18 protein-coding genes are annotated in these 22,367 nt (G+C 44.7%); all 18 read left to right on the top strand.

Features of this window, described 5'->3' with window-relative positions; all coding sequences use genetic code 11:
* Positions 1 to 41: 41 nt before the first annotated feature.
* The gene (locus tag BW944_RS01845) at positions 42 to 4,322 is read left to right on the top strand and encodes a PolC-type DNA polymerase III (RefSeq protein ID WP_076556632.1); all 4,281 of its coding nucleotides are present in this window, start codon (positions 42 to 44) and stop codon (positions 4,320 to 4,322) included.
* 200 nt (positions 4,323 to 4,522) lie between these two features.
* Entirely contained in the window at positions 4,523 to 4,999 is a 477-nt protein-coding gene (gene rimP / locus BW944_RS01840; RefSeq protein ID WP_076556631.1) for a ribosome maturation factor RimP, read from the top strand.
* A gap of 14 nt (positions 5,000 to 5,013) precedes the next feature.
* A complete protein-coding gene (gene nusA, locus BW944_RS01835; protein ID WP_076556630.1) occupies positions 5,014 to 6,129 on the top strand; it encodes a transcription termination factor NusA in 1,116 nt (371 codons plus the stop codon).
* Positions 6,130 to 6,147: 18 nt separating this feature from the next.
* Positions 6,148 to 6,423 (top strand): RNase P modulator RnpM, encoded by a 276-nt coding sequence (rnpM, locus tag BW944_RS01830; RefSeq protein ID WP_076556629.1) that lies wholly within the window; start codon positions 6,148 to 6,150, stop codon positions 6,421 to 6,423.
* Positions 6,416 to 6,733, top strand: a complete 318-nt coding sequence (locus BW944_RS01825) for a YlxQ family RNA-binding protein (protein ID WP_076556628.1) — start codon at positions 6,416 to 6,418, stop codon at positions 6,731 to 6,733. Before rnpM ends, BW944_RS01825 begins: the two co-directional genes overlap by 8 nt.
* 4 nt (positions 6,734 to 6,737) lie before the next feature.
* Positions 6,738 to 8,798, top strand: coding sequence for a translation initiation factor IF-2 (gene infB, locus BW944_RS01820; RefSeq protein WP_076556627.1), 2,061 nt, complete (start codon positions 6,738 to 6,740; stop codon positions 8,796 to 8,798).
* On the top strand, positions 8,795 to 9,073 hold the full coding sequence (locus BW944_RS01815; protein ID WP_076556626.1) for a DUF503 domain-containing protein: 279 nt from the start codon (positions 8,795 to 8,797) through the stop codon (positions 9,071 to 9,073). Before infB ends, BW944_RS01815 begins: the two co-directional genes overlap by 4 nt.
* 20 nt (positions 9,074 to 9,093) lie before the next feature.
* A complete protein-coding gene (rbfA, locus tag BW944_RS01810) occupies positions 9,094 to 9,447 on the top strand; it encodes a 30S ribosome-binding factor RbfA (protein WP_076556625.1) in 354 nt (117 codons plus the stop codon).
* A 53-nt stretch (positions 9,448 to 9,500) separates the two neighbouring features.
* Complete coding sequence (truB, locus tag BW944_RS01805) at positions 9,501 to 10,382, top strand: tRNA pseudouridine(55) synthase TruB (RefSeq protein ID WP_076556624.1); 882 nt, start codon at positions 9,501 to 9,503, stop codon at positions 10,380 to 10,382.
* 15 nt (positions 10,383 to 10,397) lie between these two features.
* Positions 10,398 to 11,159, top strand: a complete 762-nt coding sequence (locus tag BW944_RS01800; RefSeq protein ID WP_076556623.1) for an FAD synthetase family protein — start codon at positions 10,398 to 10,400, stop codon at positions 11,157 to 11,159.
* Between the two features lie 130 nt (positions 11,160 to 11,289).
* Positions 11,290 to 11,559, top strand: coding sequence for a 30S ribosomal protein S15 (rpsO, locus tag BW944_RS01795; RefSeq protein WP_076556622.1), 270 nt, complete (start codon positions 11,290 to 11,292; stop codon positions 11,557 to 11,559).
* A 292-nt stretch (positions 11,560 to 11,851) separates the two neighbouring features.
* Positions 11,852 to 13,981: a polyribonucleotide nucleotidyltransferase gene (gene pnp, locus BW944_RS01790; RefSeq protein WP_076556621.1), complete on the top strand. Its 2,130-nt coding sequence runs from the start codon at positions 11,852 to 11,854 to the stop codon at positions 13,979 to 13,981.
* Between the two features lie 603 nt (positions 13,982 to 14,584).
* The gene (asd, locus tag BW944_RS01785) at positions 14,585 to 15,631 is read left to right on the top strand and encodes an aspartate-semialdehyde dehydrogenase (RefSeq protein ID WP_076556620.1); all 1,047 of its coding nucleotides are present in this window, start codon (positions 14,585 to 14,587) and stop codon (positions 15,629 to 15,631) included.
* A 25-nt stretch (positions 15,632 to 15,656) separates the two neighbouring features.
* A complete protein-coding gene (gene dapG / locus BW944_RS01780; RefSeq protein ID WP_076556619.1) occupies positions 15,657 to 16,877 on the top strand; it encodes an aspartate kinase in 1,221 nt (406 codons plus the stop codon).
* A 16-nt stretch (positions 16,878 to 16,893) separates the two neighbouring features.
* Positions 16,894 to 17,763, top strand: coding sequence for a 4-hydroxy-tetrahydrodipicolinate synthase (gene dapA, locus BW944_RS01775; protein ID WP_076556618.1), 870 nt, complete (start codon positions 16,894 to 16,896; stop codon positions 17,761 to 17,763).
* A 165-nt stretch (positions 17,764 to 17,928) separates the two neighbouring features.
* Entirely contained in the window at positions 17,929 to 20,154 is a 2,226-nt protein-coding gene (locus BW944_RS01770) for a DNA translocase FtsK (protein WP_076556617.1), read from the top strand.
* A gap of 164 nt (positions 20,155 to 20,318) precedes the next feature.
* Positions 20,319 to 21,044 (top strand): GntR family transcriptional regulator, encoded by a 726-nt coding sequence (locus BW944_RS01765; RefSeq protein WP_076556616.1) that lies wholly within the window; start codon positions 20,319 to 20,321, stop codon positions 21,042 to 21,044.
* 114 nt (positions 21,045 to 21,158) lie between these two features.
* The gene (locus BW944_RS01760; RefSeq protein ID WP_076556615.1) at positions 21,159 to 22,280 is read left to right on the top strand and encodes a BMP family lipoprotein; all 1,122 of its coding nucleotides are present in this window, start codon (positions 21,159 to 21,161) and stop codon (positions 22,278 to 22,280) included.
* The last annotated feature ends 87 nt before the right edge of the window (positions 22,281 to 22,367 follow it).

The following is a 22,367-nucleotide window of genomic DNA, read 5'->3' as shown; positions in this document are numbered from 1 at the left end:
CTAGCAGCAGGGGTATTATTGCCGTTAGGGAGGACATAATTTTGAGCGTCAATAGTCAGGAAAAGATGCATTACCTGATAGAACAGCTGCAGTTACCGGAAGATGCCCGTGAATATTTCAAAGACAGTGAACTACGCAAACTTTCAGTGTACAGGACGGAAAAACGTTGGCATTTTCACTTCTATTTCCCGCATATGTTACCTGCTTCGGTTTATGAACTGTTCACAAAAAGTCTGCAATCGACCTTTCAATCTTTAGCGACAGTAAGCTTTGAGAGTGAAACGGATGCTTCCTTTGATGAAGAAACACTGCTCGATTACTGGAGAGTGTTCACGAGAATGATGACGGATATGTCTCCCGCCTATAAAGACTATGTATGTGAACAGAAGCCTGAAATCGACGGTAATAAAGTTATGTTAACCTGCAGAAATGAAGCTGAAGGGGAAGCTATTAAAAAGAAATTACAGCAGCCATTCCTCCAATTCTGCAAAGAAGCAGGCCTTCCTTCCTGTCAATTGAAAGTGAGGGTGCAGGACCAGGGGGAGGAAGTCACTAAATTCAAAGAAGAAAGAAAACAGGAAGACCAGGAATTGATGAAGAAAGCAGTGAAAGAGAAGGAGAAGGTGAAAGAAACGACGGCTCCGAAAGGACCTGTGGAAATAGGATATAAAATACAGGATGAACCGGTGCCTATGTCCTCGATAGAGGAGGAAGAACGTCGTATTGTCCTGCAGGGATATATATTTGACGCCGAGATAAAAGAACTCCGTTCCGGACGTCACCTTCTTCTGTTGAAAGTTACGGATTACACTGATTCTTTTTCAGTGAAAATGTTCTCCCGGGGCGATGATCAGGCAGCATCTTTCAAACAGATTAAGGCCGGCATGTGGATCAAAATGCGCGGGGGCATTCAGACGGATAATTTCACCAATGAACTGACGATGATGGTGAATGACATCAATGAAGTGAAAGTCAAGAAACGGGAAGACACCGCTCCGGATGGGGAAAAACGTGTGGAATTGCATGCTCATACTACCATGAGCCAGATGGATGCTCCCGTTTCTCCTTCGAAGCTGGTGGAACAGGCAGCTGCATGGGGTCATGAAGCCGTAGCGATTACGGATCATGCGGTAGCCCAGGCTTTTCCGGATGCTCACGCAGCCGGGGAGAAACATGGGATTCAGATCATCTATGGGCTGGAAGCGAATCTCGTGAATGATGGAGTGCCGATTGCATATGAACCACAGGATCGCTCTTTGAAAGATTCGACGTACGTTGTTTTCGACGTAGAGACTACTGGCCTGTCTGCAGTCTATGACAAAATCATCGAGCTTGCAGCGGTGAAAATTCACGAGGGAGAAATCGTGGATCGTTTTGAATCCTTCGCGAACCCACACCAGCCGCTTTCGGAGACGACCGTCGAACTTACAGGAATCACCGATGACATGGTGCGAGACGCTCCTGAGATCTCAGAGGTTCTGAACGATTTCAAATCCTGGGCCGCTGATGAAATTCTGGTCGCTCATAATGCTAGTTTCGATATGGGTTTTTTGAATACGGGTTACGAATCAGTAGGGCTCGATAAATCTAGTAATCCTGTGATTGATACGTTGGAATTGGCGAGATTCCTACTCCCTGAACTTAAAAATCATCGACTTAATACCCTTTGTAAAAAGTTCGATATCGAACTTACCCAGCATCACAGAGCGATATATGATGCGGAGGCAACCGGTTATCTGCTTTGGAAGTTACTTAAGAAAGCGATCGAAGAAAAAGAGATTACGAATCACCTGAATCTGAACGATTACATGGGGGAAGGAAAAGCATATCAGCGTTCGAGACCGAGTCACTGCACGATACTCGCGAAGAACGATACCGGGTTGAAAAATTTGTACCGGCTTGTGTCTGAATCGCACATCGATTACTTCTATCGCGTACCACGCATCCCCCGTTCCCGTCTTACCATGCACAGGGAAGGACTTATTGTAGGATCCGGGTGCGATAAAGGGGAATTGTTCGAAACGATGATGCAAAAATCCGAAGAACAAGCGGAAAAAGTTGCTGAATTCTATGATTATATTGAGATTCAGCCTGTCGGAAATTATGCCCATCTGATTGAAAAAGACATTCTGCAAACGGAAGCTCAAGTGTATGATATTCTGAAAAAATTAACGGAACTCGGTGATAAATTGAATAAACCGGTGACCGCTACGGGCAACACTCACTATATAGATGAGCACGATAAATTGTACAGACAGGTGCTGATCGCTTCTCAAAGCGGAAATCCACTGAACCGTCAGACATTGCCGGATGTCCATTTCAAAACGACGGAGGAGATGATCAATGAATTTTCCTTCCTCGGAGAAGAGAAGGCCAAAGAAGTAGTGGTAACCAATACTCAAAAAATTGCCGGTATAATGGAAGAAGTCCATCCGGTAAAAGAAGATCTGTATACCCCGAATATCGATGGGGCGGATCAGGAAATCAGGGATATGTCCTACAACAAGGCGAAGGGACTTTATGGGGAAGACTTGCCGGATCTTGTCGTCAATCGTCTTGAGAGGGAGCTTGAAAGTATCATCGGTAATGGATTTGCTGTTATCTACCTGATTTCACAGAAACTCGTGACGAAATCTTTGAAAGATGGGTATCTTGTAGGTTCAAGGGGGTCTGTCGGATCATCTTTTGTGGCTACGATGACGGATATTACCGAAGTGAATCCTCTTCCTCCTCACTATGTTTGTCCGTCCTGTCAAAACCACGAATTTTTCACAGATGGAAGCGTGGGAAGTGGTTTTGACCTCGAGGATAAACATTGTCCTGAATGCGGTGCTGCCTATAAGAAAGACGGGCAGGATATACCTTTTGAAACGTTCCTCGGGTTCAAAGGGGACAAAGTGCCCGATATCGACTTGAACTTTTCAGGTGAATACCAGCCGAGAGCTCATGACTACACAAAAGAATTATTCGGTGAAGACAAGGTGTACCGTGCCGGAACGATCGGTACGGTAGCTGAAAAAACGGCTTACGGGTTTGTGAAGGGGTACGCTTCCGATCATCAGCTGCAGTATAAGAACGCCGAAGTGGACAGGCTCGTGCAGGGGTGTACCGGAGTTAAAAGGACGACAGGCCAGCACCCCGGAGGTATCATAGTCGTTCCGGATGATAAAGACATTTATGATTTCTCACCGATCCAATTTCCTGCGGATGATACGGAATCCAATTGGCGTACAACGCATTTCGACTTTCACTCTATTCACGATAATCTTCTGAAGCTTGATATTCTCGGTCACGATGATCCTACCGTCATCCGTATGCTCCAGGATTTGTCCGGCATCGATCCGAATGATATCCCCGTGGATGACGAGGAAGTCATGAAAATATTCAGTGGACCTGATGTACTGGGAGTGACTGCAGAACAGATCAATTGCAAAACGGGTACGCTTGGAGTTCCGGAATTCGGTACAAGATTCGTCCGCCAGATGCTTGAAGATACGAAACCGAAGACCTTTGCGGAACTTGTAATCATCTCCGGGCTTTCCCATGGGACGGACGTGTGGCTTGGAAATGCGGAACAGTTGATCAGTGATGGTATATGCACCCTTCCTGAAGTGATCGGGTGCCGGGATGACATCATGGTATACTTGATGCACAAAGGTCTTGAGCCTGGTCTTGCCTTTAAGATCATGGAATTTGTACGGAAAGGCCGTGGCCTCGAAGACGAATGGATCGAAGAAATGAAAAAGCACGGCGTGCCTGACTGGTACATCGATTCCTGTAAAAAAATCAAATATATGTTCCCGAAAGCGCACGCAGCGGCATACGTGCTGATGGCAGTCCGGATCGCCTACTTCAAAGTCCACTATCCTATCTATTTTTATGCAGCTTATTTCACCGTAAGAGCAAGCGACTTCGAACTCGATACGATGGTGAAAGGGTCGAATGCAATCAGAGGAAGGATCGAAGACATTCAGGAGAAAGGTCTGGAAGCGACACCTAAAGAGAAAAGCCTCCTAACAGTTCTCGAAATCGCTCTTGAAATGTGTGAACGCGGGTATAATTTGGGAAGTGTGGATCTTTACCGCTCGACGGCTTCAGAATTTCTGGTGGAGGGCAACACGCTGATCCCTCCTTTCAACGCTGTGGACGGTCTGGGCACTAACGCTGCTATCAACATCGTTAAAGCGAGAGAACAGGGCGAGTTCTTATCCAAACAGGATTTGAGAGAGAGAAGCCGTATTTCGAAAACGGTACTGGAGTACCTTGATGAACATGGATGTTTATCGGATATGCCGGATGAGAACCAGCTATCGCTGTTCTAGACCAGTTGCGTACAGGTAATAATTGTGATATATTAATTATGGTTCGAAACGTGATAGCAAGCGAGGATAAAAGAGTGGGTGCACCCACTCTTTTGTTTCTATTTTTGAGTAGCCTCTCCTCGCTTATTGCTGCCGCTATGATAATGATCATAGCGGTTTCTCATGAAAAAAAGAAAATATAGTGTAAGGAGGTCGTGTGATTGAGTCAGGACGTAATTAAAGTCACAGAACAATTAGTCATGCCGATCTTGCAGGATCTTAATGCAGAATTAGTCGATGTTATATTCGAAAAAGAGGGAAAGAACTGGTTTCTTCGCGTCTTCATTGATAAAGAAGAAGGAATCGATATTGAAGAGTGCGGGATAGTTTCTGAAAAATTGAGTGAAAAGCTTGATGAAGAAAATCCTGTTGAATTTCCTTACTTTCTGGATGTATCCTCCCCGGGAGCGGAGCGACCGCTTAAGAAGAAAGAAGATTTTGAGCGATATGTCGGGGAATACGTATATATGAAACTGTATGAACCTGTAGATGGAGAAAAAGAATTCGAAGGAACGCTTCGCTCTTTTTCAGAAGAGGTTGCAGAAGTGGAAATCAGAATCAAAACGAGACGCAAAACTCTGAAAGTGCCATTCGAAAAAATAGCGAAAGCACGTTTGGCCGTCACGTTTAATCAATAAAGGGGTGGATTTAGGTGAGTCAACAGTTATTTGATGCCATGAACTATTTGGAAAAAGAAAAGGGCATCGATAAGGATTTGTTAATGGAAGCTTTAGAGGCTGCATTGATATCCGCGTATAAAAAGAATTTCAATTCCGCAACGAACGTACGCGTCAGTATAAATGAAGAAGAAGGTAGCATGAAGGTATTCGCTCAGAAACATGTAGTGGATGAAGTGATGGATAGCAATCAGGAAATTTCTGTAGAAGAAGCGAAAGAACTGAATATCAACTATGATGTGGAAGATGTCGTAGAGCTGGAGGTGACTCCTGCAGATTTCGGAAGAATCGCTGCTCAGGCTGCCAAACAAGTAGTGACCCAGCGGGTTCGCGAAGCAGAGAGAGGCATTATCTACGGAGAATATGTCGATCGTGAAGAGGATATCATGACTGGCATCATCCAGAGAAAAGATAACCGGTTCGTCTACGTAAACTTGGGTAAAATTGAAGCGAGATTGCCTGAAGGGGAACAGATGCCGACGGAGACTTACAATGTGCACGACCGTCTCAAAGTATATGTAACCAAAGTAGAGAATAATAACAAAGGTCCTCATGTCTATGTTTCAAGGACTCACCCGAATTTACTGAAACGTTTATTCGAAATGGAAGTTCCTGAAATATACGATGGGACCGTCGAGGTTACATCCGTCGCCCGTGAAGCGGGAGACCGTTCGAAGATATCTGTTTATGCCGAGGATCCTGAAATCGATCCTGTAGGTTCATGTGTCGGGCAGCGCGGTCAACGTGTGCAGACGATCGTAGATGAGCTCAAAGGTGAAAAGATAGATATCGTACAGTGGTCTGAAGACCCGGTCGCATACGTCACCAATGCCCTAAGTCCTTCGAAGGTGATGAAGGTTCTTGTGAACGAAGAAGAACAGGCAACTACAGTTATCGTTCCGGACTACCAGTTGTCACTCGCTATCGGAAAAAGAGGCCAGAACGCTAGATTGGCTGCTAAATTGACCGGTTGGAAGATTGATATCAAAAGTGAAACGGAAGCGCGTGAAGACGGGCTTCTCGATGATGAAGATGCAGCACTCGAAGAAGATGAGTGGGTAGAAGATACCGATACATTTGACGAAGACTGATAATAAAGGGGGGATTTCATGCCTAAACAGAAAAAGAAAACTCCTTTGCGTAAATGTGTAGTCACCCAGGAAATGAAACCGAAACAGCAGCTGATCCGAGTAGTACGCAACAAAGAGAATCAAGTTTTTGTTGATCCTACCGGTAAGAAAAACGGCAGAGGTGCTTATATTTCAAAAAGTCTCTCTACTATCGATAAGGCAGAAGATCAGGGGCTGCTAGCAAGACATTTAAACACGAATATTGAACCTGAACTCTTCGAAGAGTTGAGATCAATGGTGAATGATGATGAGTAAAAGTACCTATCTGGATTTCCTGGGTCTTGCGATGCGGGCTGGTAAATTGACTGTCGGAGAAGAATCCATCGTCAAGGATATCCAGTCCAATCGTGCCAAGCTTGTTTTATATGCAAATGACACCGGAAAACAGACAAAAAAAAAGCTGAATGACAAATGCAGCTTTTATCAAATACCGATTTTCGAAGTGGATGATCGTCAGACGATCTCTCAAGCCATCGGAAAATCGGGACGAGTCGCGATCGCAGTTGTAGATAAAGGGTTCGCAAAGAAAATGCAGTCGTTACTCGATGAAACTAATCGGGGGTGAGAGTATGAGTAAAATGAGAATTTACGAATACGCCAAGAAGAATAATGTCGAGAACAAAAAAGTGATTGAAACGCTTAAAGAGATGGGTATGGAAATTTCGAATCACATGTCTGCTATTTCAGACGAAACGCAGCAGAAGCTGGACGAAACTTTCAATCCTTCTACAAATCAGGAAGAGAAACCTGATAAAGAGGAAGAAAAACAGACCACAGAGAAAAAGACCAAGAAAAAGAAAAGTAATAATAAAAAAGCGAAGACGAAACAGGAAGCTCACAAACAGCAGGAGAGTAAACCGAAGAAAAAGAATGAAACACCTTCGAAAATATCCTATGAAGGTACCCTTACTGTGAGTGAACTTTCTGAGAAGTTGAACAAAGATTCTTCTGAAATTCTGAAAAAGCTTCTCCTTATGGGAGTAATGGCGAACAAGAACCAGACGCTCGATAGTGATACGATTGAGCTGATCGGGGATGAATTCGGTGTGGAAGTAGAGGAGAAAGAAGCGGTGGATGAAACGGATATAGAAAATCAGACGTTTGATGACGACCCTGAAGATCTTGAAGAACGTCCGGCTGTGGTTACTATTATGGGTCACGTAGACCACGGTAAAACAACCCTTCTGGATTCTATCCGTAACACGAAAGTAACTGCTGGTGAAGCCGGTGGGATTACACAGCACATCGGAGCTTATCAGATCGAGGATAACGGTAAAAAGGTCACTTTCCTTGATACACCTGGACACGCAGCATTTACGAGTATGAGATCCCGCGGGGCTCAGGTCACTGATGTAGCAATTCTTGTGGTTGCTGCTGACGATGGTGTGATGCCACAGACCCGAGAAGCCATTTCCCATGCGAAGGCTGCAGAGGTTCCGATTATCGTAGCAGTTAACAAGATGGACGTAGAAGGGGCAAACCCGGATCGTGTGATGCAGGAGCTCATGCAGTTTGAACTGGTAGCTGAAGACTATGGCGGGGAAACGATTTTCGTCAAAATGTCCGCAGTTAAGGGAGACGGTATTGATGAGTTGCTTGAAATGATTACTCTCGTTTCCGAAATGGAAGAACTGAAGGCGAACCCGAATCGCCCTGCCTTTGGTACGGTCATAGAAGCCGAACTGGATAAAGGAAAAGGTCCGATTGCGACATTGCTTGTACAAAACGGGACACTCCGGGTAGGAGATTCTGTTGTAGTAGGGAGTACGTATGGACGGGTCCGTGCCATGGTCAATGATATCGGCCGTCGTGTGAAAGAAGCAGCTCCTTCTATGCCGGTGGAAGTAACAGGTCTGAACGACGTTCCACGTGCCGGGGATCAATTCCTCGTATTTGAAGATGAGAAAAAAGCCAAGTCCGTCGGAGAGGCGAGAAAGCAGCAGAAAATCGAAGACGAACGACGCTCTACTCAAAAAGTCAGTCTGGATGATCTATTTGAACAGATTCAACAGGGTGAACTGAAAGAAATAAACCTGATTCTCAAAGCAGATGTTCAAGGTTCTGTCGAAGCATTGGCCGGATCTCTCGAAAAAATAGAAGTTGAAGATGTGAAGGTGAATATCATTCACACGGGAGTAGGCGCTATCACAGATTCTGATGTTTCTCTCGCTTCTGCATCGAACGGTGTCATTATCGGCTTCAACGTCCGTCCTGATGGGAACGCAAGAAAGACGGCGGAATCCGAAAATGTTGAAATCAGACTTCACAATGTCATTTATAAGGCTATTGAAGAAATAGAGTCGGCAATGAAAGGTATGCTCGATCCTGAATTTGAAGAGAAAATCATCGGTCAGGTAGAGGTTCGTGAAATTTACAAAGTTTCCAAGGTCGGTACTATTGCCGGTTCTTATGTAACGGATGGTAAAATCAACAGAAATGCCGGCATCCGAGTCGTGCGTGATGGTGTTGTTATCCACGAAGGTGAAATCGATCAGCTTAAGCGTTATAAAGATGACGCAAAAGAGGTCGCGCAAGGCTATGAATGCGGAATCACCGTGAAGAATTTCAATGATATCAAAGTAGGAGACATCATTGAGCCTTTCGTAATGGAAGAGATTGAACGTACGTGATTGTAAGTGCTGAAGTGGATGGAATGATTTACGGTGCTCAATCGCTCAAAGAGAAAAGAGCGGTTCTGCGCCGTGTTCAATCCAGGATTCAAAATGAATTCAATGTCTCCGTAAGTGAGATTGAGTTTCAGGATGTATGGCAACGGACCAGACTGGGCATTGTCACCATTTCCTATGATTATAAAAAAGCGGAACAGACGATACAGAAAGTACTTCATTTCATTGACTCTTTCCCGGAGTTTGAACGAACTGATACTGTGGTAGAACGCTTGTAAGAAGGTAGGTGAAAGACAAAATGAGTGAAATGAGAGCAAACCGTGTAGCAGAACAGATAAAGAAAGAACTCGGTGATATAATCAGCCGAAAAATAAAAGATCCCCGCATAGGCTTCGTTACGGTGACAGATGCTGAAGTTACTGGAGATTTGCAACAGGCTACCGTTTATATAACAGTTCTTGGTGATGAATCCGAAACCCACGATACTCTTGCAGGACTTGCGAAAGCAAAAGGATTCATACGCTCGGAAATCGGTAAAAGGATTCGTCTCAGAAAAACACCCGAAATTACATTCGAAATGGATGAAGCTGTAGAACAAGGGAATCGCATCGAATCCCTGCTGAAGGAATTGAATGATACGAATAAAGCGTAACCCCGGGTTTTCAAAGACCGGGGTTACATTTATAATAGAAGGAGAATCAGTAAATGAATGGAATACTACCTTTATGGAAACCTTCTGGATTAACTTCCCATGATTGCGTGGTGAAGGTGAGAAAGATTGCCGGAACAAAAAAAGTTGGACATACCGGCACTCTGGACCCAGATGTAGAAGGAGTCCTGCCTCTTTGTATCGGGCAGGCTACGAAACTTGTGCCTTTTTTGACGGATACACAAAAAACGTATGAAGCGGTCGTGTCGCTCGGTACTGCAACGGAAACTGAAGATGCTACAGGTGAAGTGATTGCTGAAGCTGAAGTTCCTTCGCTTTCGGATAGAGACATACAGAATGTCCTGAAGACGTTTACAGGAGAAATAACTCAAGTTCCTCCCATGTATTCCGCCGTCAAGGTGGGAGGTCGAAGGTTATACGAGTATGCCCGGGAAGGGATTGAAGTTGAAAGACCCGAAAGACAAGTGACTATTCATGAATTGGCCTGGAGTGAAAGACTGAGTGAGAACACTTTCAAAATACGGGTGCTCTGTTCAAAAGGGACATACATACGGACGCTTTGCGCTGATATAGGAAAAGCGCTGGGTCTCCCTGCTCATATGAAGTCTTTGAAACGTCTTGGAACCGGAGATTTCCAGGAAAAAGACTGTGTAAGACTCGAGGATCTGAACAAAGAAATTATCAAAGAAACATTATTACCTATGCAAAGAGCTGTGCCGCATCTACCCGAATGGAAAGTTTCGGAGAAAGAAGCAGCTATGATAAAAAACGGGGAGCGATTCTATGTTCCTGAGGGATGGGTAAGTGGAAACATCCATTCTGCTGTTTTCGAGAATGAGATCCTTGCTCTTTACCAGGATCATCCGGAAAAAGAAGGAATAATCAAACCGTTACGTGTACTTGTCAGTAATGAATGAAACGGGTGAAAAGTTATGGAAGTAATTCGAATTAATGATGACAAAAGTGCAGAAATTCAGGTGGAAGAAAGTGTAGTGGCTGTCGGTTTTTTTGACGGGTTGCACACCGGGCATCAGCGAGTGATACTGACTGCTAAAGAGATAGCCGAGAAAGAAGGAAAGAAGTGGGGCGTCATGACATTCGATCCTCATCCATCCGTGGTATTGAAAGGTGTGGAGAAGGCTCGGTATTTAACCCCTTTACCTGTAAAAGAAAAACTTATTCAGGACTTCGGTGCCGACTATCTTTTCATTGTATCGTTCACAAAAGGACTTGCTTCTCTTAGCCCAAAAAATTTCGTCGATGAATACTTTGCCGGGCTGGATATTGTTCATATTGTTGCTGGATATGATTTTTCCTTTGGCCATAAAGGGAAGGGGAACATGGACGTTATTGATGAGTTGGCTGAAGAACAATTTTCGACGACGACCGTAAAGAAAGTGGAAGAGGGCGATGAAAAAATAAGTTCTACCCGCATAAGAGGTTTGCTGGATGAGGGGAATATCCTCAAAGTGAACGAATTACTCGGGCGACCTTATGAAATTCATGGGGCTTTCACGTCGGCAGGGATGGTAGATGTACCTGATTACTACCATCTTCCGGGGGAAGGAAGGTATGAAGCAGAAATCGAGGGGGAGACTGTTTCTGTAAAGATTAGAGGGAGTGGAGTGATGGCTGATCCTCTTACATCTGTTACAAAAGATGAAGTCCCTATCTATTTCCGCAAAAAATTGTGAAAATGAACCAAATGGTTGCATTTTCAAGCCATATTGTGTACGATTTAAATTGAACCTTTGCTCGGCGTTTCGATTCACCGACGAACGCTTGGCGACAGGGAATGTTTAGAATTTAGGAGGTGGATTTATTATGGCTTTAACAAAAGAACGTAAACACGAAATTATTGATCAGTACAAGACTCACGAGAATGACACGGGGTCTTCGGAAGTTCAAATCGCTGTTTTGACAGAACAGATTACTACACTTAACAATCATTTGCGTTATCACAAGCATGACCATCACTCCCGTCGCGGATTGTTGAAAATGGTCGGTAAACGTCGTAACCTGTTGAACTATCTTCGTAACAATGATATTACACGTTACCGTGAGGTAGTCCGTAGTCTTGGATTGCGTCGATAAGGTATGGTTAAAGCGGGAGGGAATCCCGCTTTTTCTGTATGTTTACATAGGTTTTGGTTTTATTTATTAAGCTCTGTTATAGCCTATTGTTGATTATAGTAACGGAAGGTGGGGACGCCTGCGGGACTGGCATGGAAGGAAAATCAACCGGAACGACCAGAGGGAGTTTCGGGAAGTTTCCGCCCATGCCCGCGGCAAGCTTCCACCTGAAGAGACGAATATCAACAACAAACGATGACAGAGCGATTTATTAAAGCCGATATCCTCAAATGAGAGAGGAGTACAATCTTCTATGACAGATGAAAAACAAGTATTCAGTATTGACATCGCCGGACAAACGTTGTCCGTGGAAATAGGTGAGATGGCGAAACAGGCGAGTGGGGCTGCAATGATCAAGTATGGAGATACATCCGTGCTTTCCACAGCCACAGGGTCCAAAGAGCCGAAGGACCTGCCTTTCTTCCCACTTACGATTAACTATGAAGAACGCCTTTATGCTGTGGGTAAAATCCCAGGCGGGTTCATCAAACGCGAAGGACGCCCGAGTGATAAAGCGGTATTGACTGCACGTTTGATTGACCGTCCTATCAGACCATTATTCCCGGATGGTTTCCGTAATGATATTCAAGTGATCAACACCGTAATGAGTGTGGATCAGGACTGTTCTTCGGAAATCGCCGCAATGATCGGTTCTTCGATTGCATTAAGTGTCTCGGACCTTCCATTTGGTGGTCCAATCGCTGGCGTAGTAGTCGGCCGGGTAGACGGTGAATTGGTTATCAACCCTACGATCGAACAACAGAAGGCCAGTGATATCGACCTGACGGTTGCCGGAACGAAAGACGCAGTAAACATGGTGGAAGCAGGTGCTCTTGAAGTACTTGAAGAAGATATGCTGGAAGCTATTATGTTCGGTCATGAAGAAATCAAGCGTCTTGTGGAGTTCCAGGAAGAGATTGTTCAGGCAGTCGGTAAAGAGAAGAGAGAATTTGAACTTCTTTCAAACGATGAACAACTACAGCAAAAAACGGAACGGGAAGCTACTTCGTCTATCGTAGAAGCGATCCAGATCAACAACAAGAAGGCACGTGAAGAAGCTATAGATCAGGCGAAAAAGGATTATACGGAAAAGCTTGAAGAAGAAGGGGCCGAAGAGGAAGAAATCACTCAGGTGAAATCCATCCTCGATGATATCGTAAAGGCGGAAGTACGTCGTCTCATCACGAAAGAGAAAATCAGACCGGATGGACGCGCACCCAATGAAATCCGCCCGCTAACTTCCCGTGTGGATGTTCTGCCGCGTACTCACGGCTCGGGTATGTTTACACGGGGCCAGACACAGGCTCTAAGTGTATGTACGCTTGGTGCTCTCGGAGAAGTTCAGATTCTGGATGGCTTGGACCTTGAAGAATCGAAACGCTTTATGCATCATTATAACTTCCCTAATTTCTCTGTAGGTGAAACAGGACCTATCCGTGGGCCTGGTCGTCGTGAAATAGGACACGGAGCTCTTGGTGAAAGAGCTTTGGAAGTAGTGATTCCTTCTGAAGAGGAGTTTCCTTACACGATTCGTCTCGTTTCAGAAGTGCTTGAATCAAACGGTTCTACCTCTCAGGCAAGTATCTGTGCAAGCACAATGGCGATGATGGATGCTGGAGTACCAATCAAGGCTCCTGTAGCCGGTATCGCGATGGGTCTTGTGAAATCCGGAGATGATTACACTATTTTGACGGACATCCAGGGAATGGAAGACTTCCTTGGAGACATGGACTTCAAAGTAGCAGGTACAGAGCAGGGAGTTACAGCTCTTCAGATGGACATCAAGATTGAAGGCCTCTCCCGCGAAATTCTGAAAGAAGCATTGGAACAGGCGAAAAGTGGACGCATGGATATTCTTTCTCATATGCAAGAGGTGATTCCAGAGTCCCGCAAAGAACTGGCTTCCCACGCTCCGAAAATCATGAAGATGTCGATTAACCCTAATAAAATCCGTGATGTCATCGGACCAAGTGGAAAGCAGATCAATCAGATCATTGAAGATACTGGTGTGAAAATTGATATTGAACAGGACGGAACTGTATTCATTTCCTCGCAGGATAATGAAATGAACAAGAATGCGAAGAAAGTGATCGAAGATATCGTTCGTGAAGTCGAAGCCGGTGAAATATATGAAGGCACGGTGAAACGGGTGGAGAAATTCGGTGCTTTTGTAGAATTATTCAAAGGAAAAGAAGGCTTAGTCCATATTTCTGAACTTGCTGAAGAACATGTGAAGAATACGGAGGATATAGCTAAGGTAGGTGATACACTGACGGTGAAAGTGAAAGAAATAGATAAACAAGGCAGAATCAATCTATCAAGAAAAGCGATTCTGTTGGACGAAAAAGAAAAAGAACAAAATGAAGCTCAAAGTGAAAAGTGAGTAAAGAAGAAAAGAACTGGATGTCCTCCAGTTCCTTTTTTTATTTGCTGTATTCGTCCCAAGAGGGGAGCGTTGCGAGCATAATTTTTGGCTCTCGGCGTCGTGTAGCTGCTGACGATCTTCTTCCATGGCAGTTCCTGTGGGTGTCCATCGCGGTTTTATCATCGAAAATGAAGGCGAAAAAATTTTTGAGAAAAGGTACTCGTGAGGCTGGTTCAGGAAGTCTATTACGAAGCTGAAGGTTATTTCAGCGAGTAAAATGGCGTATGTGTGCATTGGCTGATCCGGATGGAATTCAATGAGGCTTAAGGTTGCCACGGAGCCTTTAATCGTATTAGCCAACTTTATTAATAATACGTTAAGATAGTATGGTGTGACTTTACTGAAATCGTAATCGATTCCCATATTACGGGGTCCATGTATAGTTCAGGGAGTGTTTGTAAGGACTTAAGTCTGTGTATAAGGAACGCTCACCTTTGTCAGGAGCGCCCTTTTCGGACATTGTTCCCTTTCACGTATTGTTGCAAAGTATGATAAAATAACAAAATAGTGACACTGTATTTTATTTTCAAAATTCAATTATAGGCAGGAAAGGAGACTATTATGAGTAACCAAAAAGCAATAAATATCGCCGTGCTCGGTGCGACCGGAGCTGTCGGCCAAAAAATGATAGAAACCCTGGAGGATCGGGATTTTCCTATAAAAGAACTGAAGTTATTGTCTTCCAGTCGTTCTGCAGGTTCGAAAATTACATTTAAAGGTACAGAATATACCGTAGAAGAAGCAAAGCCTGAAAGTTTTGAAGGAGTGGATATCGCTCTGTTTTCAGCAGGAGGATCGATCTCTAAGAAACTCGCTCCTGAAGCAGTCAAACGAGGAGCACTTGTTATTGATAACACAAGCGCTTACCGTATGGACCCCGAAGTTCCTCTAGTGGTTCCTGAAGTGAACGAAGCTGATATCAAAACGAACAACGGAATCATAGCTAACCCGAACTGCTCCACCATTCAGATGGTCGCTGCCTTGAAACCGTTAGAAGATAAATACGGGCTGAAGAGAGTCCTGGTCTCCACCTATCAGGCTGTTTCAGGTGCCGGTAATGAAGCTGTGGACGAAATGAATGAACAGTCGAAAGCGATGCTGAACGGAGAAGAGTATGAGGCGTCCATTCTACCGGTGAAAGGTGACGAGAAACATTTTCCGATTGCATTCAATGCTCTTCCTCAAATTGACGTATTTGAAGATGATGGTTATACGTTTGAAGAGAAGAAAATGATGAATGAAACGAAAAAAATCATGCATATGGATAATCTTCCGGTCTCGGCAACTTGCGTTCGTTTGCCGATCGCAGTCTCCCACGCAGAAAGTGTTTATGTAGAGATTGATGAAGAAAAAGTTGATGTCCCTGCCTTCAAAGAAGTGATCGCTTCCGGGGATGGTGTCACGCTTCAGGATAACCCGTCTGAACAGGAATATCCGACCCCATTATCTGCAGCAGGAAAGAAGGATGTATTTGTAGGAAGAATCCGTAAAGACCCGGACGTAGACAATGGTTTTCATATGTGGGTAGTTTCGGATAACCTTCTTAAAGGTGCGGCATGGAACTCTGTACAAATCGCAGAAAAAGTTGTGAAAAATAACTGGTTATAATCCAAGGATTATTGAGGTGTAAGGAATGGAAATCTTAGTTCAAAAATTCGGCGGGACATCTGTCCGGGATAAAGATAGTCGAGCCCGGGCCATGTCCCATATTGAAAAAGCAGTAAAAGAAGGTTATAAAGTTGTCGTTACGGTTTCAGCTATGGGGAGAAAAGGCGAACCGTATGCGACGGATACGCTACTGAGTCTGGTCGATCATCCAAACTCCACCCTTTCTTCTAGAGAACAGGACCTGCTCATGTCCTGCGGAGAGGTGATTTCTTCCGTAGTTTTTTCGGATGAACTGTCTAAGGTCGGAGTGAGCTCTACAGCTCTGACAGGAGCCCAAGCCGGGTTTCTGACCAACAGTGATTTTACAAAGGCTAAGATAGTGGATATGAACCCGGATCGAATCCTTCAGGAATTGAAAGATCTTGATGTAGTCGTCGTCGCCGGATTTCAGGGGAAAAATGATGATGGAGAAACGACTACTTTCGGACGTGGAGGAAGTGATACAACGGCAGCTGCTTTAGGTGCAGCCCTGAATGCTGACTACGTCGATATTTTCACTGATGTGGAAGGTATCATGACTGCAGACCCGAGGATTGTGGAATCTGCACGTACGATGGAACAGATCACATATAATGAAATCAGTAACCTTGCCTATCAGGGGGCGAAAGTCATCCACCCTCGTGCTGTAGAAATTGCTATGCACGCTAAAGTACCTCTCAGAGTCAGGTCGACGTATTCGGATCTTCCGGGTACTCTTGTGTCAGCTTCTACAGAAGGGGAAAAAGGCAGCGATATCGATGACCGACTTGTAACCGGCATCGCACATATGACTGGTATTACCCAAGTGACCCTCCCAGTGGAGAACGAGGACAGCAGCGTACAGTCGAAAGTATTCGGAATGATGGCTGAAGCGGGAATTTCGGTTGATTTCATTAATATTTCTCCGCAAACCATCGTGTATACGATTGACGATACTTATACAGATAAAGCTACAAAGTTACTAGAAGGAGAGGGATTTTCTCCGCGGATCAAACGAAATTGTGCGAAGGTCTCCACGGTCGGCGCAGGAATCTCGGGAGTTCCCGGTGTTACGTCCAAAATTGTTAACACGCTTACTAGTGCCGGAGTGCAGATTCTTCAGTCGGCGGACTCTCATACGACTATTTGGGTGCTGATTCATGAAGACGATATTAAGAAGGCTGTTAATGCTCTCCATTCAATTTTTCAACTGAACGAAGATAGATAAAAGGGGGGATTGTATTATGGATTTCGGTCGTGTACTTACAGCTATGGCTACTCCTTTTGATGACCATGGCCAAATAGACTTTCCGAAAATAAATGTGTTGGTGGATCATTTGATTGAGAACGGCAGTGACGGATTGGTAGTAGCAGGTACTACTGGTGAATCTGCTACTCTTTCCTTTGATGAAAAAGTGAAGGTTTGGAAACGGACAGTTGAAGCAGCGGATGGAAGAATACCGGTGCTCGCCGGAGCTGGGACGAACGGAACGAATGAGTCTCTGGAACTTTCTCTATTAGCAAAAAATACCGGCGTAGACGGATTGATGCTTGTCGTCCCTTATTATAATAAGCCTAATCAGGAAGGTCTCTACCTTCACTTTAAAACCATTGCCGAAAAAATCGATTTGCCGATCATGATTTACAATGTACCTGGTAGGACTGTAGTACGGATGACGCCGGAAACGGTAATCAAACTTTCTCAGGTACCGAATATTGTGGCCGTGAAGGAAGCGACGGGTGATCTTAGTGCAATGGCGGAAATGATCGATGGATCCTCTGAGGATTTCAATATTTATACTGGGGATGATCATTTGACTTATCCTTCATACGCTATCGGAGCTCGTGGCGTCGTATCTGTCTCAGCTCATGTCGCTGGAGCAATGATGCAGGAGATGCTCGATCTCTTTGATGAAGGAAAAACGAAAGAAGCAGCAATGTTGCATCGTAAACTCGTTCCCGTCTGTAAAGGAATGTTCATCGCACCTTCCCCTGCCCCTATAAAAGCGGCTATAAAAAGGAAAGGTCTGGATGTCGGGGGCGTTCGTCTGCCGATGGTCCCATTGACCAAGGAAGAAGAACAATTTGTACACGATCTCGTCGATAGTCTGTAAAAACCTCGTGATTACTTATAAAGCGGAATGAATGATGGCTTCACCGGTTCTCTTTGAACTGTGGCTGAAACGAGGCGGATTATGATATACTGAATAAGATAAACAGTGCAGGATGCCCCGGTGTGAATGGCATCCTGTTTTTTCGTCACAACTGGGAGGATTAACATGGCAAAAAGGAAAAGAAACAAAAAAAAGAAATCTAAAATAAATAATCAGGTCCGATTTGAATTATTCGGCTTGCTTTTTATTGCGCTAGCCATATTTGGAAGTGGGATTCCTTTCATTGAAGCTGGGGCAGTTCCGAGGTTTTTGAGTTACGTATTCCAGCTAATTCTGGGTTTGTGGTATTTCATCATCCCCCTCGGCTTATTAGTGCTCGGGGGTTATCTTATGATCAAACGTTCATGGCCTGTAGTTCAAAAAGCAGGAGGAGTGACACTCGTCGCTTTCGGTATATTGCTTCTCACACATGCTCAGGCACTTGCTGAGACTCAGGGTGGTGTATTTGGAGCTACTTGGGAGCTTTACCGAACAGGAGAACCTTTTTTTGAACTCGGGGGCGGCTTTACAGGAGCGATACTTTTCAGTTTCACTCACTTCCTTTTCGGACAAGTAGGGTCGATTATCATTTCGGTATTCTTTATTACCATCGGAAGTATGATGATCAGAGAATGGTCGCCTGCCGAGAAGCTGTCTTCGTTATGGAAAAAACGTCGGGAGCTGATAAGTAAGAAAAATAATAAGAAAAAAGTGCGGAAAGAGAAAGCTGATAAAAAAGAAGATGAGGTGATAGATTCTCCGGTAGTACAAGAAAAAGAGAAGGAAGCGGAACGGCCGATCATACAGGATTTCACTGAACAGGCGAAAGTGAGCCCAGCCCCTTCTAAAGCTGATCATAAGGATGAGACCAAGGAACAGGGAAAGACAGAAACGGCACTTGCGACTACGGAGATGGAAAACCATGATTATGAGCTCCCGGGTTTCGATTTGCTGAAAGCACCGGAGAGTACTGCTCAAAGTCAGGATCGCAGCCATATCCAAAAAACCGTCAAAAAACTTGAAGCCACTTTTGAAAGTTTCGGCGTCAAGGCGAAAGTGACAAAAGTACACGTAGGCCCTTCTGTCACAAAGTATGAAATAAATCCCGATACTGGCGTAAAGGTCAGTAAAATCGTCAACCTTCATGATGATCTGGCTTTGTCTTTGGCTGCAAGGGACATTCGTATAGAAGCGCCTATTCCTGGGAAATCAGCTGTAGGTATCGAGGTTCCGAACAAGGAAATCTCTATGGTCACGCTTAGAGAAGTATTGGAAACTACCACGTTGACGAAAGAACAGAAGCTGGGTTTCGCCCTCGGAAGAGATATTTCCGGAGAAGCTGTCATGGCTGAATTGAATAAAATGCCTCACCTGCTTGTTGCGGGTGCTACAGGAAGCGGGAAAAGTGTATGTATCAATGGGATTATCACGAGTATTCTCATGCGAGCGAAGCCGCATGAAGTGAAGATGATGATGATCGATCCTAAAAAAGTGGAATTGAATGTGTATAACGGAATTCCTCATCTGTTGTCTCCTGTAGTGACAGACCCGAAAAAAGCATCACGTGCTTTGAAGAAAGTTGTCAGTGAAATGGACAGGCGTTATGATCTTTTTTCAGAGTCAGGAACTAGGAATATCGAAGGGTATAATGAGTACATCAAGAAACATAACGAACAGGAGGAGGATGACCAGCCTACCCTTCCTTACATCGTTGTACTTGTAGATGAACTCGCAGATTTGATGATGGTCGCTTCCAATGAAGTCGAAGATTCGATTACCCGTCTCGCTCAAATGGCTAGAGCAGCCGGTATTCACCTTATCATAGCCACACAACGTCCTTCTGTTGATGTAATTACAGGGGTGATCAAGGCGAATATCCCATCCCGCATTGCGTTCAGCGTCTCTTCTCAAACAGATTCACGGACGATCCTCGATTCCGGTGGAGCAGAAAAATTACTTGGACGGGGAGATATGCTATTCACGCCTGTCGGTGCAAACAAACCGACAAGGGTACAGGGAGCGTTTCTTTCAGATGCAGAAGTTGAAAATATAGTGAATTTCTGTGTGGAACAGCAGAAAGCCCAGTACCAGGATGAGATGATTCCGGAAGAAGAAAGTGAAATGCAACAGGAAGTCGATGATGAGTTGTATCCGGAAGCTGTACAAATGGTCATCGATATGCAAAGTGCTAGTGCGTCTATGATCCAAAGAAGATTTCGTGTAGGTTACACTCGCGCCGCCCGACTTGTAGATGCCATGGAAGAGAATGGAGTAGTCGGACCTTCTGAAGGGAGTAAACCCAGGTCAGTACTGGTATCCGGTTCCCAGAGTGATGAAAACCTCGAGTCCTGAAAGGCTCGGGGTTTTTGCTATAATTTCAAAAAACTATCTAAATTGTCATAAGACTATTTATTTATTGTAAAAAAAGTGTTATATTTATCTCAAATAATATGTGTCGAACGTCAGAGGTCAGATCTCCAACATTCGAGCATGAAAATAGGAAGGGGGGGTTACACATGGCGATTAAACAAGACCCGAGACATCTATATTTGCAGGTCATCGAACAGCTGAAGAAAGACATCCAGGGAGGCATGTACAAGGAAAGAGAGAAACTGCCTTCTGAGTTTCAACTTTCAAAGAAACTGGGGGTATCCCGCGCAACATTGAGGGAGGCCTTAAGAATCCTGGAAGAGGAAAACATGGTGACCCGTAGGCATGGGGTAGGAACGTTTGTAAATCCGAAACCTATGTTCTCAGCAGGAATTGAAGAACTCGACAGTGTTACGGGGATGATAGCCAGTTCAGGGATGACGCCAGGCACTCAATATTTATCTGCGGATCTGGTAGAACCTACAGAAGAAGACCGTGAAAGATTCCATCCGATTGAACTACATAAAATTGCGAAACTTGAACGGGTGAGAACAGCAGACGGAGAACCTGTAGTGTACTGCGTGGATAAATTACCGGAAGGAGTCATACCTCTTCACGATGTTAAAGAGACCGATTCATTATTCAATCTTATTGAAGAGTATACTCAGAAAACGATTGCTTACGCCGTTACCCACATTGAGCCGATCGGCTATCATGACATTGTATCGCCAGTACTGAAAAGTGCACCGGCAGAAGCTTTGCTTCTCTTGAAACAGATGCACTATACTTCGGATGACGAGCCGCTGCTACTATCTCTGAACTACTTCAGAGCAGATAAGTTCAGTTTCCACGTTTTAAGACGAAGAGTGTAAGGGTTTTCAATTGTATGGTATATTTTATTGAGGGAGGTGAGGCCCTGAAGGGAAGAAGGTCTCTGTTGGGATGAAGATTTAATGTTCAAAAAATTTGAAGGGGGATTTATAACTATGCGTCGTTTGCTATTTTTACTGACTTTAGTACTTACGCTCGGTATTTTCCTGGCAGCTTGTGGTTCTTCTGAAGAAGGCGGCTCCAGCGATTCTGAAGGCTCCGGTAGTGACTCGGAATCACAGGAAGAAGGTTCAGGAGAAGGCGGCAACGAAGATTTCTCCGTCGCTATGGTAACAGACACTGGTGGGGTGGACGATAAGTCCTTTAACCAGTCCGCTTGGGAAGGTCTGCAAGCTTTTGGTGAAGCTAACGGACTTGAAGAAGGCGAAGGTTTTGACTACGCCCAATCAGAAAGTGACGCGGACTATACAACTAACCTGAACCGTCTTGTCCGTGAAGAGTATAACCTTATTTTCGGAATCGGGTTCCTTTTGCAGCCTGACGTTGAAAAAGTGGCTTCCCAATTTCCGGAAACCAACTTCGCTCTCGTTGATGCTGTAGCAGAAGGCGACAACGTTGCAAGCATCACATTCAAAGAGCATCAGGGATCTTTCCTTGCTGGAGTAGCAGCAGCACATAAAACACAGTCCGATCACGTCGGGTTTGTCGGAGGCGTTGACAGTGAACTGATCAACAAGTTCGAATCAGGTTTCCGTGCCGGTGCGAAAACAGTCAATCCTGACATCCAGATTGATGTCCAGTATGCGGAAAGCTTCAACTCCGCTGACCAGGGTAAACTTATCGCATCTAACATGTATTCCCAGGGTGCTGATGTAATCTATCACGCAGCTGGTGGAACAGGGAACGGTGTTTTCTCTGAAGCGAAAGACCGCGTGCGCGGTGGCGACGAAGAAGTGTGGGTTATCGGTGTAGACCGTGACCAGCATGATGAAGGAGCGATCGGTGACACGAACGTTACTCTTACTTCCATGGTGAAACGTGTTGACCTTGCTGTTCAGGATGTTTCTAAACAGGCGATGAACGGAGAGTTCCCTGCCGGTGAAGTCGTTGAATACGGTCTTGAAGACGATGGTGTAAGTCTTGCGCGTACGAATGAAGAAGCCATGACAGAAGAAATTGTCTCAGCTGTCGAAGAGTGGAAACAGAAGATCATTGATGGTGAAGTTGAAGCACCACAAACTCGTGACGCAGCAGAAGAATATATCAATTCACTGTAAGTAAAAGAGAAGGACAGAGGTCGGCGACAGACCGGCCTCTTTCTATCTCAAAATCATTGAAGGACTTCATCTTTTCCTTTAATGATT

Source organism: Salimicrobium flavidum, from assembly GCF_900156645.1.
In the GTDB taxonomy this organism is placed as follows: Bacteria; Bacillota; Bacilli; order Bacillales; family Halobacillaceae; genus Salimicrobium; species Salimicrobium flavidum.
Note: the sequence above shows the minus strand (reverse complement) of the source record. Positions and strands in the feature narration are given on the sequence as shown.

What these genes read in the sequence shown, in the direction of transcription:
- infB (WP_076556627.1), top strand. Translation starts at nt 6,738, where the DNA reads ATGAGTAAAATGAGAATTTACGAATACGCCAAGAAGAATAATGTCGAG.
- asd (WP_076556620.1), top strand. Translation starts at nt 14,585, where the DNA reads ATGAGTAACCAAAAAGCAATAAATATCGCCGTGCTCGGTGCGACCGGA.
- pnp (WP_076556621.1), top strand. Translation starts at nt 11,852, where the DNA reads ATGACAGATGAAAAACAAGTATTCAGTATTGACATCGCCGGACAAACG.
- BW944_RS01765 (WP_076556616.1), top strand. Translation starts at nt 20,319, where the DNA reads ATGGCGATTAAACAAGACCCGAGACATCTATATTTGCAGGTCATCGAA.
- rnpM (WP_076556629.1), top strand. Translation starts at nt 6,148, where the DNA reads ATGCCTAAACAGAAAAAGAAAACTCCTTTGCGTAAATGTGTAGTCACC.
- BW944_RS01770 (WP_076556617.1), top strand. Translation starts at nt 17,929, where the DNA reads ATGGCAAAAAGGAAAAGAAACAAAAAAAAGAAATCTAAAATAAATAAT.
- dapG (WP_076556619.1), top strand. Translation starts at nt 15,657, where the DNA reads ATGGAAATCTTAGTTCAAAAATTCGGCGGGACATCTGTCCGGGATAAA.
- dapA (WP_076556618.1), top strand. Translation starts at nt 16,894, where the DNA reads ATGGATTTCGGTCGTGTACTTACAGCTATGGCTACTCCTTTTGATGAC.
- rpsO (WP_076556622.1), top strand. Translation starts at nt 11,290, where the DNA reads ATGGCTTTAACAAAAGAACGTAAACACGAAATTATTGATCAGTACAAG.
- BW944_RS01825 (WP_076556628.1), top strand. Translation starts at nt 6,416, where the DNA reads ATGAGTAAAAGTACCTATCTGGATTTCCTGGGTCTTGCGATGCGGGCT.
- rbfA (WP_076556625.1), top strand. Translation starts at nt 9,094, where the DNA reads ATGAGTGAAATGAGAGCAAACCGTGTAGCAGAACAGATAAAGAAAGAA.
- BW944_RS01760 (WP_076556615.1), top strand. Translation starts at nt 21,159, where the DNA reads ATGCGTCGTTTGCTATTTTTACTGACTTTAGTACTTACGCTCGGTATT.
- BW944_RS01800 (WP_076556623.1), top strand. Translation starts at nt 10,398, where the DNA reads ATGGAAGTAATTCGAATTAATGATGACAAAAGTGCAGAAATTCAGGTG.
- truB (WP_076556624.1), top strand. Translation starts at nt 9,501, where the DNA reads ATGAATGGAATACTACCTTTATGGAAACCTTCTGGATTAACTTCCCAT.